Genomic DNA, 13,392 nt, shown 5'->3' with positions numbered 1-13,392 from the left:
CATGGGACGACGACCAAGCAACCCCGGATCAATTGCCCGGCTGAGAGAGCGCAAGAAAGCCAGCGGCCGGGTTTTCTATTATTACGACACCGGCGGCAAGGACCGCAAAGAGATCCCGCTCGGCAGCGATTACGGTCTGGCGATCATGGAGTACGCGAAACTTGAGCGCGATCGCACCGCCACCGACCTGGTGACCAAGGTGATCACCTTCCGTTACGTGGCCGAGAAGTATTTGGTCGACGTGGTGCCATCAAAGAAACCAGCAACGCAAAAGGACAACGTCAGGGAGTTGAAAAACCTGATGTCATTCTTCGACGACCCCCCGGCCCCGCTAGAAACAATCCAGCCCCTGCACGTCCGCCAATACCTGACGTGGCGCAAGGCCGCGCCGGTGCGCGCCAACAGGGAGAAGGCCCTGCTCAGTGCAATCTGGAACTTCGCCCGGGATATCGGCTATACGGCGCTCGCCAACCCTTGCGCAGAAATCAAGGGAAACAAGGAGACGAGGCGGGACATCTACATCGAGGACGCACTGTTCAAGCGCGTGTACGAGAAAGCGGACGCCGGCCTACGGGATGCCATGGACCTTGCCTATTTGACTGGCCAACGGGTGACCGACACTCGATTGATGGATGAGCGCGACGTCCGAGAGGGTCAGATATGGGTGCTGCAAGGCAAGACAAACGCCAAGCGCCGAATCGAAATCACTGGAGAGCTGAAGGTTTTGATTGATCGAATCATGTCCCGAAAGTCAGAACACAAGGTCCGCTCAACGCGGCTGATCGTTACCGAGGATGCCACACCAATGTCGGTGGCGATGTTGCGGGGAAGGTTTGACTTGGCCAGAGAAGCAGCCGGGGTTGCAAAATCCGAGTTCCAGATGCGCGATTTGCGCGCCAAAGCCGGCACGGAAAAGGCGGAGTCAAGCGGCGATATTTTGCAGGCCAGAGATCAACTTGGGCATACGACCGTCGTAATGACCGAGCAGTACATCCGCAATCGAAAGGGGAAAAAGGTCTCTCCAACGAAGTGAATTGCGGACCAGATCAATAATTGCGGACCAGTAACGAACAAGGGTTTGCATTAGCTTTCGCCCGCAAACCCTTGATTTTAAATGGTGCCGAAGCCGGAATCGAACCTTTCTCTTTGTTATTGAAAATAAAGGGAAATTTTTAGTTCGAAATTTTTTCTACCTCTATGTGTACCCTCAGTCTGCGAGCAGACTCAGTATTGAGCGTTGCTACCGGTTTCCACCGACAAGTAAAAACGACGAAGGGGCAAACACTGACCGTCCAGGATCTGGCCAAGGCGTGGCTGTTGGATGGTGTTGCACGCAAAGACGGTAACGCCGAACTACAACGCCGTTTTAACAAGGACCTTTTTCCGGCCCTCGGCAAGACAGCGGTGAACAATGTGTCCGAACACGATATTCGGGCGCTGATTCGCACCGTGGTCAACCGCGGCGCTCACCGGCAAGCCATCAGCTTCTTCGCCGATCTCATCCAGATGTTCAGTTGGGCCAGAAAGCGTCAGCCCTGGCGGGCCTTACTGCTCGAGGGTGATCCGACGGAACTGGTCGACATATCACCTCTCATCCCTGCCGACTACGAGGCCGAACGAAGCCGCATCCTTTCCCCGGCTGAGCTGTTGGAACTGCACAACCGCTTCCAGCAAATGACCGCCGATTACAACGCCCTGCCCGCCGGGCAAAAATACGACGGCATACGGCCGCTAAAGAAAGAAACCCAACTCGCACTCTGGATCAGTCTGGGCACGTTGTGCCGGATTGGCGAGTTGCTACAGGCCGAATGGAAAAATGTCGATCTGGACCGGCAGACCTGGTTCCTCCCCAGTGAAAACGTCAAAGGCACCCGGGGCAAGAAACAGGACCACCATGTCTTCCTCTCGCCCTTTGCGCTGCATTTTTTTCAGGAACTCAAGACCCTTACAGGAGACTCCCTGTGGTGCTTTCCGAACAAACAGGATGATGGCCATGTGGATGTGAAAGTGGTGAGCAAACAAGTGGGTGATCGCCAGGCCCGGTTCAAAAACCGCAAGGCCCTTTCCAGACGGCGTAACGACGATACCTTGGTCCTTGCCGACGGCCAGAACGGTGACTGGACGCCGCATGATCTGCGCCGCACGGGCGCGACCATGATGCAAGCCTTAGGCGTTAGCTTGGACGTCATCGATCGCTGCCAAAACCATGTACTGGCCGGCTCCCGAGTGAGGCGCCACTACTTGCATCACGACTATGCCGACGAGAAGAAAAACGCCTGGAACTTGTTGGGCGACCGACTGAGTGCCGTGCTGTCCTCGACCTACGAGCATTCTCCGGCCGAATCGATGATGTCTTTTCCTGCGTATACCGCGACTGGATCACTACCGTCTTTATAGGCCAGATTCATCGTTGCCTAAGCCCGCGTCAATCAAACCATCACTTACCGTTTTGCCAACTGCAGTAAGCGACGCCGATCTTCCGCTAGAGTTCTCTGCACATTATCCAGACTTCTGTGATCCGCACGTTTATTAAAGGCATCCTCCTGCAAGCTTTCAGCACAAGACGCCATCCGCTTATGCCCGATCAACCCAGCCAGCCGGTCAACTCATTATTAAAGAAAGGATACGCTCCATGTAAACCGAGATGAACCGCTACTGCGCGCAGTTCAGTCAGACAAATGACATCCGCGAGATCCTCATCAAAGGTCATCAATCGATCCAGGCAGAAATCTATCTACACCCTTCAAGTGCTGAGGATTTGACAGCGACTCGATGATCCTGAGTATGTACAAATCCAAGGAACAGTTATTGATGATCCGCAGAGGATCCTCCTTGTCCAGAACGGAGTTCTGTTTCTTCGAAAGCGTCGTTTTTTGGGTGTGAAAGAGAATATGGGCGCAAACAATCAGTTCGCGCAGCATGAAGGTTTGCAGCTCATCGTGCATGAAGTTGAGCAACGCCTCCATCTTCGCTTCCGGAATCTGAATACGTTCGGCTTTATAGATGAGGCGGCTATCGGAGCCACCATTACGTAGCTGCTATCCAACGAACTTTACGACAGTAGTTGAGTCGTCAAAGATTGGTGACCGACTGTGTCCTTACCTATTTACGACTCTTCACTACTGAAACCGACCTATTCAGGGAATGGTCTGTTGACCTATCGGGTGGATTCTATTAAGTACTATTTATCCGCATTAATAGGATAAATAGAAAAGATGCTCAATCGCCCGATCCGCCGCAAACGCCAGAAGCTTTCCGATGTGATTGTCGAGTCGGTCAAGCGCTCCATCGTCACCGACGCGCTGCGTCCGGGCGACCGTTTGCCCACCGAGCGTGAGTTGATGGAAAGCTTCCAGTGCTCCAAGGGCTCGGCGCGTGAAGCGCTCAAGGCCCTTGAGGTCGAAGGGCTGGTCAACACTCGCACCGGCCCCAGCGGCGGCGCGTACCTGAATGAAGCCGGCACCGAACCGGCCAGCCGTGCCTTGCGCAACTACCTGCACTTCCAGCACCTGGACGGCGAGCAGGTGTACCAACTGCGCAAAGTCATCGAGGTCGAACTGGCGGTGTCGGTGATCGGCCGCCTCAGCGCGGCTGACTTCAAAGCCCTGCAAGACAACGTGGATTTTTGCAGCGCACCGGAAGACAGCGAAGCCGGCCAGCGCGAACAGCGCCTGGCGGAACTGGAGTTCCACAACCTGCTGGCCCGTGCCTGCCCCAATCCGCTGCTGGCGTTCATGGCGCAATTTCTCAACGACCTGCTGCGCGATCTGGTAGTGCTGAAAAAAGCCTACAAACCCAAACGCAAGCAGTTCGACGCCGCCAACCTCGACTACCACAAACGCCTGCTGAACGCCTTGCAAGCCGAGGACGAAATCAGCGTGCGGCAATTGATGCATGAACACATGTGCGATGCCGAGCACCACATGAGTGCCCTCGAAGGGGAAGTCACCCGCCACTTTTTACTGGAGTTCGATCACACCCACTGAAGTCCGCTCCGACCTCCAATAAAAGGCCTGCCCACAGGCCGTGATGCGCCGTTTTGTCATTGCCACTCCTGCCAATAATTAAACCAGGGAGTTACCCCATGCAGCGTCGTACGTTGTTGAAAGCCAGTCTGACCGTAGCCGGAGCCCTCAGCCTTCCGCTGGGTGTGCGTCATGCGTTTGCCGCCGAGCCCTTTACTTTTTATGGGCTCAAATCGATGTCCGGCGCGTTCGCCAGTTACGGCAAGTTCGCCGACATGGGCTCACGCCTGGCGGTGGAGCAGTATCCGACCTTGCTCGGCCGGCCCCTGAACTACAAGGTAATCGACACCGAAGGCAACGCCGGCAAGGCAGTGCGCAAAGTCCAGGAGGCGATTGCCCAGGATGGCGCGCGTTTTTTCCAGGGATGTACCCTGTCGTCTTCGGCACTGGCGGTGGCCAAGGAAGTGGGCAAGGTTGGCGGTGTGTTCATGACGCCGGTGGGTGCCGATGAGGTCACCGGCAAGGACTGCAACGCCTCGACCTTTCGCTGGTCGGTGCCGACTTACGGTGCCATTCGCGAAACCATGGTGCCGCTGATCAAGCTGCTGCCCAACGCCAAGCGCTGGTACACCATCACTCCACAATACGTGTTCGGCGAAGCGCTGCTCGCCGGGGCGAAACAGGTGTGCGCCGAACATGGCATCGAACACATCGGCAACAGCTATCACTCGTTGCAGGAGCAGGAATTCTCCGGCTACCTGACCAACGCCATCGCCGCCCAGCCTGACGTGCTGGTGCTGCTCAACTTCGGCAGCCAGTCCTCCAACGCCCTGCGCCAAGCGGTCAACTTCGGCATCAAGGAGCGCATGAAAGTGCTGCTGGTGTGGTCCGCCGGGCTCGACCAGTTCCAGGAACTGGGCAGCGACGTGCTCGAAGGCGTCTACCTCGGTGCGCAGTATTGGCACCAGGTCGATACCCCGCTCAACCGCGAGCTGGTGAAAATCACCCAGGCCAAATACGGGATCAATCCCACCTACCCACTGGCGGCCGATTACATCGGCACCAAAATCATGCTCGATAGCATCATTGCCACCGGCAGCTTCGACGGCCCGACCGTGTCGAAGGCCATGCAGGGCTTGAGTTACGAAGGGCCGACCGGCCAGGAATCGATCCGCGCGGTCGATCATCAGGTGATCAAGGATTACTACTTGCTGGTGGGCAAGGCCACTGCCGACATGCGCGACAAGGATGACCTGGCGCAAGTCGTCAGCTCAGGCCGCTCGTTCCCGTCGGCAGACGCGACCGGCTGCGTTCTCGCCTGACCTGAGAAACCTTTCTACCGCTTGCCACAGGCAGCGGGCCGGGTGACGCCTTTGTCAGCCGGCTCCCTGCAGAGGGTTCCTGCATGCTCAATCTTTACCTGTTCCAGATCCTCAATGGCCTTGGCCTAGGGATGATCTACTTCCTGATCGCGGTCGGCCTGACGATCATTTTCGGCCTGCTGAACTTCGTCAACTTCGCCCACGGCGCGTTTTTCGTGCTCGGCGCCTACATCTGCTACACCGTCGTCAGCCTGAGCGGAAGCTTTTGGCTGGCACTGCTCCTGGCACCGTTGGTGGTGGCCGCCCTCGCCTGGGCCATCGAGCGATTATTGATCCAGAGGATCTACCACCTACCCCACACCTTCCAGATTCTGGTGACCCTTGGCATCGCGCTGATTATCCAGGAAGCCAGCGTGCTGATCTGGGGCCCGGTGGGCAAGAGCGTGGCGGTGCCGGAACTGCTGCGCGGCGTGTTGATCATCGGTGACTTCGTGTACCCCTACTACCGCTTGTTCCTGATCGTCTTTTCCGGACTGATCGGGCTGACATTGTGGCTGCTGCTGGAATGCACGCGTTTCGGCGCGTTGGTGCGGGCCGGCAGTGAAAGCACTGAAACCGTGTCACTCCTGGGCACCAACATCTTCCGCTTGTTCTCCATGACCTTCGCCCTCGGCGTTGCCCTGGCAGGTGTCGCCGGGGTGCTGTTTGCGCCCTTGCGCGGCGCCCAACCCTTTGTCGGCCCGGAGATTCTCGGGGTCGCGTTCGTGGTGGTGGTGATCGGCGGCATGGGCTCGTTCAGCGGTGCGCTGGTTGGCGGTTTGCTGGTCGGCGTGGTGCAAAGCCTGATGACCACCATCTGGCCCCAAGGCGCCAGCCTAATGATTTACGGCGCCATGGCGGCAGTCATTCTGGTCCGTCCCTACGGCCTGTTCGGGAGAGCATGATCATGAGCGAGAAAAATCCCCTGCCCTTTACCAAGACTCAGTCGCGCTCCATGCTGCTGTTGGTGATTGCGGTGCTGATCGGCCTGCCGCTGGTGTTGCCATCCGCGACCCTGGCCACAGAAATCCTGATCTTCGCCCTGGCGGCGCTGGCCTGTAACCTGCTGTTGGGCTACACCGGGCTGCTGTCATTCGGCCAAGGCATCTTCTTCGGCGCAGGTGCCTACTGCGCGGCGCTGTTGATGATTCACCTGCAACTGGGGTTGATCAGCGCCTTGCTCGGTGCCGCACTGGCCGGCGCGGTGCTGGCGTTACTGGTAGGCGCCCTGGCGATTCGTCGCACCGGCATCTATTTCGTGATGCTGACCCTGGCGTTCAGCCAGATGGCCTACTTCATCGCCTACACCCTGAGCGACTGGACTGGCGGCGACAACGGCCTGCTCAGCGTGCCGCGTCCGGAAATCCGCATCGGCGACACGGTACTGCTGTCGCTGAGCGACGCCCGTTACTTCTATGGGTTCGTCGCGGTGCTGTTCCTGCTGATCTTCATCGGCGCCCGCCGGGTGATTACCTCGCCCTTCGGCAGCACGCTGATGGCGATCCGCGAGAACGAAACCCGCGCCGCCGCCATCGGCTACGACACCCGGCATTTCAAGATCCTGGTGTTCATGCTGTCCGGCGCCGTGACCGGAATCGCCGGGGCGCTGTACGCGATGCTCCTGCATTTCGTGCCGCTGTCGAACATCGACCTGGCGATGTCGGAAAACATCCTGATCATGACCATCGTCGGCGGCACCGGCTCGCTGTTCGGCTCCTTGCTGGGAGCCGGCTCGATCGTGCTGCTCGGCGAGTTCCTCTCCGATCTCTGGCCACGCTGGCTGATGCTCCTGGGGATCATCCTGATCCTGGTGGTGGTGTTCATGCGCGGCGGGTTGTGGGGCGGACTCTCCAGTCTGGTTGAACGCCTCAAGGGTCAGCGCAAAACGATCGTGCCGGCCGAGGAGAAACTCTCATGAACAGCCCTGCACAGTACTTGCTGGAAACCCGCGACCTGGAACTGGCCTACGGCGCCTTCCACGCGGTCAATGGCGTCAACCTGAAGGTCGAGGCCGGCACCATCCACACCATTATCGGCCCCAATGGCGCAGGCAAGACCAGCCTGTTCCACTGCCTGACCGGTGAGCGCCAGGCCACCGCCGGGGCCATCCTGTTCAACGGCAAAAACATCATCAAGAAACCGGCTCACAGCCGGGTGGGCCTGGGCATGGCTCGTTCGTTCCAGTTGACCAGCCTGTTCCAGAACCTCAACGTACGGGAGAACCTGCGCCTGGCCGCCCAGGGCCGCGATGGCCTGGCGGCGCTGAACTTCTGGCGTCATGTCGACAGCCGCCGCGAACACCTGGAGATGGCCGATCAGGTACTCGAACGCCTGCAACTGACGACACGCGCCGACACCCTCGCCGGCGAACTGTCCCACGGCCAGCAGCGGGTGCTGGAAGTCGGCATGTCGATCTGTTCCAAACCAAAGTTGCTGATGCTCGATGAGCCCACCTCGGGCATGGGCATCGACGACATCCCGATCATGACCCAACTGATCAGCGACCTGGGCCGCGATCACACCGTGCTGCTGATCGAACACAACATGAGCATCGTCATGTCGATCAGCCAACGCATCACCGTCATGAGTCACGGCCAGATCCTGGTCGAGGGCACACCGGAATTCGTCCGCGCCGACGAGCGCGTACGCATCGCCTATTTGGGAGAAGCCGCCTGATGCTGACCGTCGAGAATATCCATTCCTACTACGACAAGAGCCACGTCCTCGAAGGTGTCTCGCTGCAGGTCAACGCCGGTGAACTGGTGACCCTGCTGGGACGCAACGGTGCGGGCAAGACCACGACCCTGCGCAGCATCCTTGGGATCATCTGCCCGCGTCAGGGGAAAATCCGTTTCAACGGTAAAGAACTGGTCGGCCAGAAAATCTTCGAGATCGCCCGCCAGGGTTTGGCGCTGGTGCCGGAACACCGTGGCATTTTCCGTTTGCTCAGCGTCGAGGAAAACCTGCGGATCGCCCAGCGCAAGACCAGCCGCTGGCAGCTGGAGGATGTCTACGCGATGTTTCCGCGCCTCAAGGAGCGGCGTAAAAACGCCGGCCACGCGCTTTCCGGCGGCGAACAGCAAATGCTGGCCATCGCCCGTGCCCTGCTCAATGACCCAAAGCTGCTGATCCTCGATGAACCCACCGAAGGCCTGGCCCCGGTGATCGTCGATGAGCTGGTGAAGATCCTGCGCAAGATCAAGGACGACGGCCTGCCGGTGCTGCTGGTGGAACAGAACCTGATGGTCTGCGACAAGCTCGCCGACCGCCATTACGTCCTCGAACAGGGCCGTGTGGTTTACGAAGGCAGCGCCGCTGACTTCCGCGCCGACCCGACCATCAAGAACCGCTACCTGGCCCTGAGCGCCTGACGGGAGAGATGAAATGAACCACCCGATAGTGTCTGCACCTCAGTTGCAAAACAACGCCCCGCTGATCAACCGCGAACGTCTCTGGCAGTCGCTGATGGACCTGGCGCAGCTAGGCGCCACCGTCAAGGGCGGCGTCTGTCGTCTGGCCCTGACCGACCTTGACCGGCAGGCCCGCGACCTGTTCGTGCGCTGGTGCGAGGAAGCCGGTTGCAGCGTCAGCATCGACGGCATCGGCAATATTTTCGCCCGCCGTGCCGGACGCGATCCCGAGCGCGCACCGGTGATGACCGGCAGCCATATCGACACCCAGCCTACGGGCGGCAAGTTCGATGGCTGCTACGGGGTGATGGCCGGGCTGGAGGTGATCCGCACCCTCAATGACCTCGGCGTGCAGACCGAGGCGCCGATCGAAGTCGTGGTCTGGACCAACGAAGAAGGCTCACGATTCCCGCCGTGCATGATGGGCTCGGGGGTGTTCGCCGGTAAATTCGATCTTCAGGACACCCTGAGTAAACAGGATGATCAGGGGTTGTCGGTGGGCAGCGAGTTGCAGCGCATCGGCTATGCCGGATCGCGGGCGGTGCTCGGCCATCCGGTGGGGGCGTATTTCGAGGCACACATCGAACAGGGCCCGGTACTGGAAGACCGCGAGACCACCATCGGCGTGGTCATGGGCTGCCTCGGGCAGAAATGGTTCGACCTGACCCTGACCGGGGTCGAGGCTCATGCCGGGCCGACGCCGATGCACCTGCGCAAGGATGCCCTGGTCGGCGCGGCGCAGGTGGTCAGTGCAGTGAACCGCATCGCCCATGCGCAACAGCCTCACGCTTGCGGCACGGTTGGTTGCCTGACCCTGCACCCGGGTTCGCGAAATGTAATTCCCGGTCAGGTGCACATGACCATCGACCTGCGTCACCTGCACGCCGACAAGCTGCAAGCCATGGTCGATGAAGTGCGCCAGGTGATCGAAGACACCTGCCAGCAGCACGGTTTGAGTTTCGAGCTGACCCCGACCGCCGACTTCCCGCCGCTGGATTTTGACCCCGCCTGTGTCGCCGCCGTGCGCCAGGGCGCCGAACAGTTGGGCTTGAGCCACATGGACATCGTCAGCGGCGCCGGACACGACGCAATCTTCGTCGCTGAGTTGGGCCCGGCCGGGATGATCTTCGTACCGTGCGAGGGTGGCGTCAGCCACAACGAAATCGAAAACGCCGCACCCCAGGACCTGGCCGACGGTTGCGCTGTGTTGCTGCGGGCCATGGTCAATGCGGCACAAGGGCAAGGAGGACATGCGGCATGAAGCAACACAGCGAAATCGCCGAGATGAGTGGCGTCGAACTACTGGCTCATTACCGTGACAAGCGCCTGTCGCCGGTGGAAGTGACCGAGGACGCCCTGGCGCGCATCGAGCGCTTCAATCCGCAGGTCAACGCCTATTGCCATGTTGATCAGCAAGGTGCGATGGACGCGGCGCGGGCCTCCGAACAACGCTGGCTCAAGGGCCAGCCGTGCGGTGCACTGGATGGTTTGCCGGCGTCGATCAAGGACTTGACCCTGACCCGTGGCATGCCCACGCGCAAGGGTTCGAAAACTACGTCGGGCACGGGTCCATGGGATGTGGATGCGCCCTTCCCGGCTTTTATGCGCAATGCCGGCGCGGTGCTGCTGGGCAAGACCACCACCCCGGAATTCGGCTGGAAAGGCGTGACCGACAATCCGTTGTACGGCATCACCCGCAACCCCTGGGACACGCGCATGACCGCCGGCGGTTCCTCCGGTGGTGCGGCCGCCGCCGCATCGCTGAACCTCGGCGTATTGCACCAGGGCAGCGATGCCGGCGGCTCGATCCGCATTCCCTGTGCGTTCACCGGCACTTTTGGAATCAAGCCGACCTTCGGTTACGTGCCACAGTGGCCGGCCAGCGCCATGACCCTGCTCTCGCATTTGGGACCGATGACCCGCACCGTCGACGATGCGGTGCTGATGCTACAAACCGTCGCGCAACCGGATGTCCGGGACGGTTTCGCCGGAGCCCCACGCAGCACGCCTTGGCTGGCTGAGAGCAATGATCTCAAAGGTATGCGCATCGCCTACAGCCCAGACTTCGGTTATGTGAAGGTCGATCCGCAGGTGGCCAAGGTGGTGGCCCAGGCGGTGGAACGCCTGGCACAATTGGGCGCGCATGTCGAACCGGTCGACCCTGGCTTCAGTGATCCGCTGGAGTTGTTCAACACCCTGTGGTTCGCCGGTGCCGCACGGCTGGCCGGACAACTGAGCCCGGCGCAACGCGCACAACTCGATCCGGGGCTGCTGCGCATTGCCGAACAGGGGGAGCGCATCAGCCTCCACGACTACACCCTGGCCCTGGAAGCCCGCGCCGCGCTGGTGGCCCATATGGCTGAGTTCCACAGTCGCTATGACCTGCTGGTGTCGCCGATGCTGCCGATCACCGCCTTCGCCGCCGGGCACAACGTTCCGCCGGACTCTGGTCTGGGCGAATGGATGGAATGGACGCCCTTCAGCTACCCCTTCAACCTGACCCAGCAACCAGCCGCATCCATGCCTTGCGGCCTCACGGAAGACGGATTGCCAGTAGGCCTACATGTGGTCGGCCCGCGATTTGCCGATGACCAAGTCTTGCGAGTATGTAAGGCCTACACGAAGAACTTCCCCACTCTGCATCCACGAACTCCGGTTGGGCACATTAGATGACCTCGTGCTACTGCCTAGAATCTCTAATAATGACTATGGCTGCATAAAAGCCCGTAGGTTTTAAATCTATGGCATGAACAGTGAAAATATAAAAGCAGCCCTATTACTTACGTAAGGGGGCTGCTAATTTCACTAGTTGGGGACAACCTAGTCTAATCGAGCCTCGAATAACCTAGGTCATGCGCTCTCTACTGGTAGTCGAGCACCACTTTATAACCCGCAAGACTACCGACCTGTCTGTCGAGCAATCCGAGCGCGACGCACGAATTAGGCCTGTCCGGACTTGCATTGAGGACGAGTCAAACTGCGCATCGTCGTCGCCCTCCCCTTAAAAGATGTAGTCGGTGGTCAAGAAGTTAGACTCTCGACGGCGGATGATCTCGCTGATCAACTGTTTGTTGTCGTCCTGAAACTTCGCCGCCACCAGTGTGCGGATCGAGAACACGCGCAACGCGTCATGCACCGATAAGGTACCTTCAGCAGAGTTTTTGCGCCCATTGAACGGGTAGCTGTCCGGGCCACGCTGGCACTGCGCGTTGAGATTGATCCGGCCAACCTGGTTGGCAAAGGCATCGACCAGTTTGCCGACTTGTGCCGGATCGGAGCCGAAGATGCTCAACTGCTGCCCGAAATCTGAGTCCAGCACATAGTCGATCACGGTCTGCAGATCGCGGTAAGGTACCACCGGAACAACGGGTCCAAACTGCTCTTCCTGATAGACGCGCATCGACGGATTGACCGGGTAAAGCACAGCTGGGTAGAAGAAGGTGTCCCGCATCTCACCGCCGCGCGGATTTACCACCTCAGCGCCTTTGGCAATCGCATCGGCCACTAGCCCACTCAGGAAATCGGACTTGCCGGGTTCCGGCAGTGGCGTCAGCGTCACACCCGGCTCCCAAGGCATGCCAGACTTGAGGCTGGCGAGCTTGTGGTTGAACTTCTCCAAAAAGCTGTCGACGACGTCTTCATGTACAAAGAGGATCTTCAACGCGGTGCAGCGTTGTCCGTTGAACGACAGCGATCCGGTGACGGCCTCGTTCACGGCATTGTCCAGATCAACCTCGGGCAGGACAATGCCCGGATTCTTCGCATCCAATCCCAAAATCGCACGCAAGCGATGGGGGCGCGGATGCAGTTTCTTCAGGGCGCTGGCCCCTTTGTGGGTGCCGATGAAGGCGAATACGTCGATCTTGCCACTGGCCATCAGCGCACTAACTGTTTCCCGCCCGCTGCCATAAATCACATTGATCACCCCGGCCGGGAAGCTGTCACGGAAGGCTTCGAGCAACGGACGGATCAGCAGTACGCCGAACTTGGCCGGTTTAAACACCACAGTGTTGCCCATGATCAGGGCCGGAATCAGCGTAGTGAAGGTTTCGTTCAGCGGGTAGTTGTAGGGGCCCATGCACAGAGTCACACCCAACGGCACGCGACGGATTTGACCCAGCGTGTCTTGCTCGAGGTCGAAGCGGCTGGAGCGACGATCCAGTTCCTTGAGCGCGGTGATGGTGTCGACGATGTAGTCGCAGGTGCGATCGAACTCTTTTTCCGAGTCCTTGAGGTTTTTGCCGATTTCCCACATCAGCAGTTTGACCACCGCGCTGCGTTGCTCGCGCATGCGCGCTAGAAAGGCTTCAACGTGCTGGATGCGCTCGGCCACACGCATGGTCGGCCATAAGCCCTGGCCCCGATCATAGGCGCGGACGGCGGCGTCGAGAGCGACCAGCGCCGCCCCCGCGTCAAGCAGTGGCGTGCTACCGAGAACCGCTTGCTGATCGCCTTCTGCGGTGCTGAGAAACACCGGGCTGCGCACGGGGGCCAGCGGGCCGTTCCAGATATGCAGTTGGCCGTCGACCAAATACTCGCGCTGTTCTATCGGAGCACCGAGGCGATACTGTTCTGGGATGTCAGAGAGAGTAGGAAACAAAGACTCAAGGCAATAAGTGGACATGAAAACAACCTCTTTTAATTGTCAGTAGCAAA

Annotated in this window: 13 protein-coding genes; 10 read left to right on the top strand and 3 right to left on the bottom strand. The window is 59.4% G+C overall.

Going from position 1 to position 13,392, the window contains the following annotated elements; translation table 11 throughout:
- Nucleotide 1: 1 nt before the first annotated feature.
- Together AC3ITY_RS14825 and AC3ITY_RS14820 are read left to right on the top strand one after the other, a co-directional pair.
- Nucleotides 2-1,033 carry a tyrosine-type recombinase/integrase gene (locus tag AC3ITY_RS14825; protein ID WP_489310244.1) on the top strand — a complete coding sequence of 344 codons (1,032 nt, stop codon included), beginning with the start codon at nucleotides 2-4 and terminating at the stop codon, nucleotides 1,031-1,033.
- A 197-nt stretch (nucleotides 1,034-1,230) separates the two neighbouring features.
- The gene (locus AC3ITY_RS14820; protein ID WP_489310242.1) at nucleotides 1,231-2,397 is read left to right on the top strand and encodes a tyrosine-type recombinase/integrase; all 1,167 of its coding nucleotides are present in this window, start codon (nucleotides 1,231-1,233) and stop codon (nucleotides 2,395-2,397) included.
- A 187-nt stretch (nucleotides 2,398-2,584) separates the two neighbouring features.
- Here the strand turns inward: AC3ITY_RS14820 and AC3ITY_RS14815 are convergent, their stop codons facing one another.
- Together AC3ITY_RS14815 and AC3ITY_RS14810 are read right to left on the bottom strand one after the other, a co-directional pair.
- Nucleotides 2,585-2,710, bottom strand: coding sequence for a hypothetical protein (locus tag AC3ITY_RS14815; protein WP_489310240.1), 126 nt, complete (start codon nucleotides 2,708-2,710; stop codon nucleotides 2,585-2,587).
- Nucleotides 2,700-2,966 (bottom strand): hypothetical protein, encoded by a 267-nt coding sequence (locus AC3ITY_RS14810; RefSeq protein WP_489310238.1) that lies wholly within the window; start codon nucleotides 2,964-2,966, stop codon nucleotides 2,700-2,702. Before AC3ITY_RS14810 ends, AC3ITY_RS14815 begins: the two co-directional genes overlap by 11 nt.
- 249 nt (nucleotides 2,967-3,215) lie before the next feature.
- Between AC3ITY_RS14810 and AC3ITY_RS14805 the strand changes: the two genes are divergently transcribed.
- From AC3ITY_RS14805 to AC3ITY_RS14770, 8 genes are all read left to right on the top strand, one after another.
- Complete coding sequence (locus AC3ITY_RS14805; RefSeq protein ID WP_489310236.1) at nucleotides 3,216-3,986, top strand: FadR/GntR family transcriptional regulator; 771 nt, start codon at nucleotides 3,216-3,218, stop codon at nucleotides 3,984-3,986.
- Between the two features lie 98 nt (nucleotides 3,987-4,084).
- A complete protein-coding gene (locus AC3ITY_RS14800) occupies nucleotides 4,085-5,287 on the top strand; it encodes an ABC transporter substrate-binding protein (RefSeq protein WP_489310234.1) in 1,203 nt (400 codons plus the stop codon).
- Nucleotides 5,288-5,370: 83 nt separating this feature from the next.
- The gene (locus AC3ITY_RS14795) at nucleotides 5,371-6,231 is read left to right on the top strand and encodes a branched-chain amino acid ABC transporter permease (protein WP_128871041.1); all 861 of its coding nucleotides are present in this window, start codon (nucleotides 5,371-5,373) and stop codon (nucleotides 6,229-6,231) included.
- Nucleotides 6,232-6,233: 2 nt separating this feature from the next.
- Complete coding sequence (locus tag AC3ITY_RS14790; protein WP_489310231.1) at nucleotides 6,234-7,244, top strand: branched-chain amino acid ABC transporter permease; 1,011 nt, start codon at nucleotides 6,234-6,236, stop codon at nucleotides 7,242-7,244.
- Nucleotides 7,241-8,002 carry an ABC transporter ATP-binding protein gene (locus AC3ITY_RS14785; protein WP_489310229.1) on the top strand — a complete coding sequence of 254 codons (762 nt, stop codon included), beginning with the start codon at nucleotides 7,241-7,243 and terminating at the stop codon, nucleotides 8,000-8,002. The genes AC3ITY_RS14790 and AC3ITY_RS14785 overlap by 4 nt, the downstream gene beginning before the upstream one ends.
- The gene (locus AC3ITY_RS14780) at nucleotides 8,002-8,697 is read left to right on the top strand and encodes an ABC transporter ATP-binding protein (RefSeq protein WP_489310227.1); all 696 of its coding nucleotides are present in this window, start codon (nucleotides 8,002-8,004) and stop codon (nucleotides 8,695-8,697) included. The genes AC3ITY_RS14785 and AC3ITY_RS14780 overlap by 1 nt, the downstream gene beginning before the upstream one ends.
- 13 nt (nucleotides 8,698-8,710) lie before the next feature.
- Entirely contained in the window at nucleotides 8,711-9,997 is a 1,287-nt protein-coding gene (locus AC3ITY_RS14775) for a Zn-dependent hydrolase (RefSeq protein WP_489310225.1), read from the top strand.
- Nucleotides 9,994-11,409: an amidase gene (locus AC3ITY_RS14770; RefSeq protein ID WP_489310223.1), complete on the top strand. Its 1,416-nt coding sequence runs from the start codon at nucleotides 9,994-9,996 to the stop codon at nucleotides 11,407-11,409. The genes AC3ITY_RS14775 and AC3ITY_RS14770 overlap by 4 nt, the downstream gene beginning before the upstream one ends.
- 328 nt (nucleotides 11,410-11,737) lie before the next feature.
- Here the strand turns inward: AC3ITY_RS14770 and AC3ITY_RS14765 are convergent, their stop codons facing one another.
- On the bottom strand, nucleotides 11,738-13,360 hold the full coding sequence (locus AC3ITY_RS14765) for an NADP-dependent glyceraldehyde-3-phosphate dehydrogenase (RefSeq protein WP_489310221.1): 1,623 nt from the start codon (nucleotides 13,358-13,360) through the stop codon (nucleotides 11,738-11,740).
- Nucleotides 13,361-13,392 lie beyond the last annotated feature (32 nt).

It is taken from the genome of Pseudomonas sp. GL_091 (assembly GCF_057837725.1).
The sequence above is the reverse complement of the archived record's forward strand: the minus strand, read 5'-3'. Positions and strand labels throughout refer to the sequence as shown.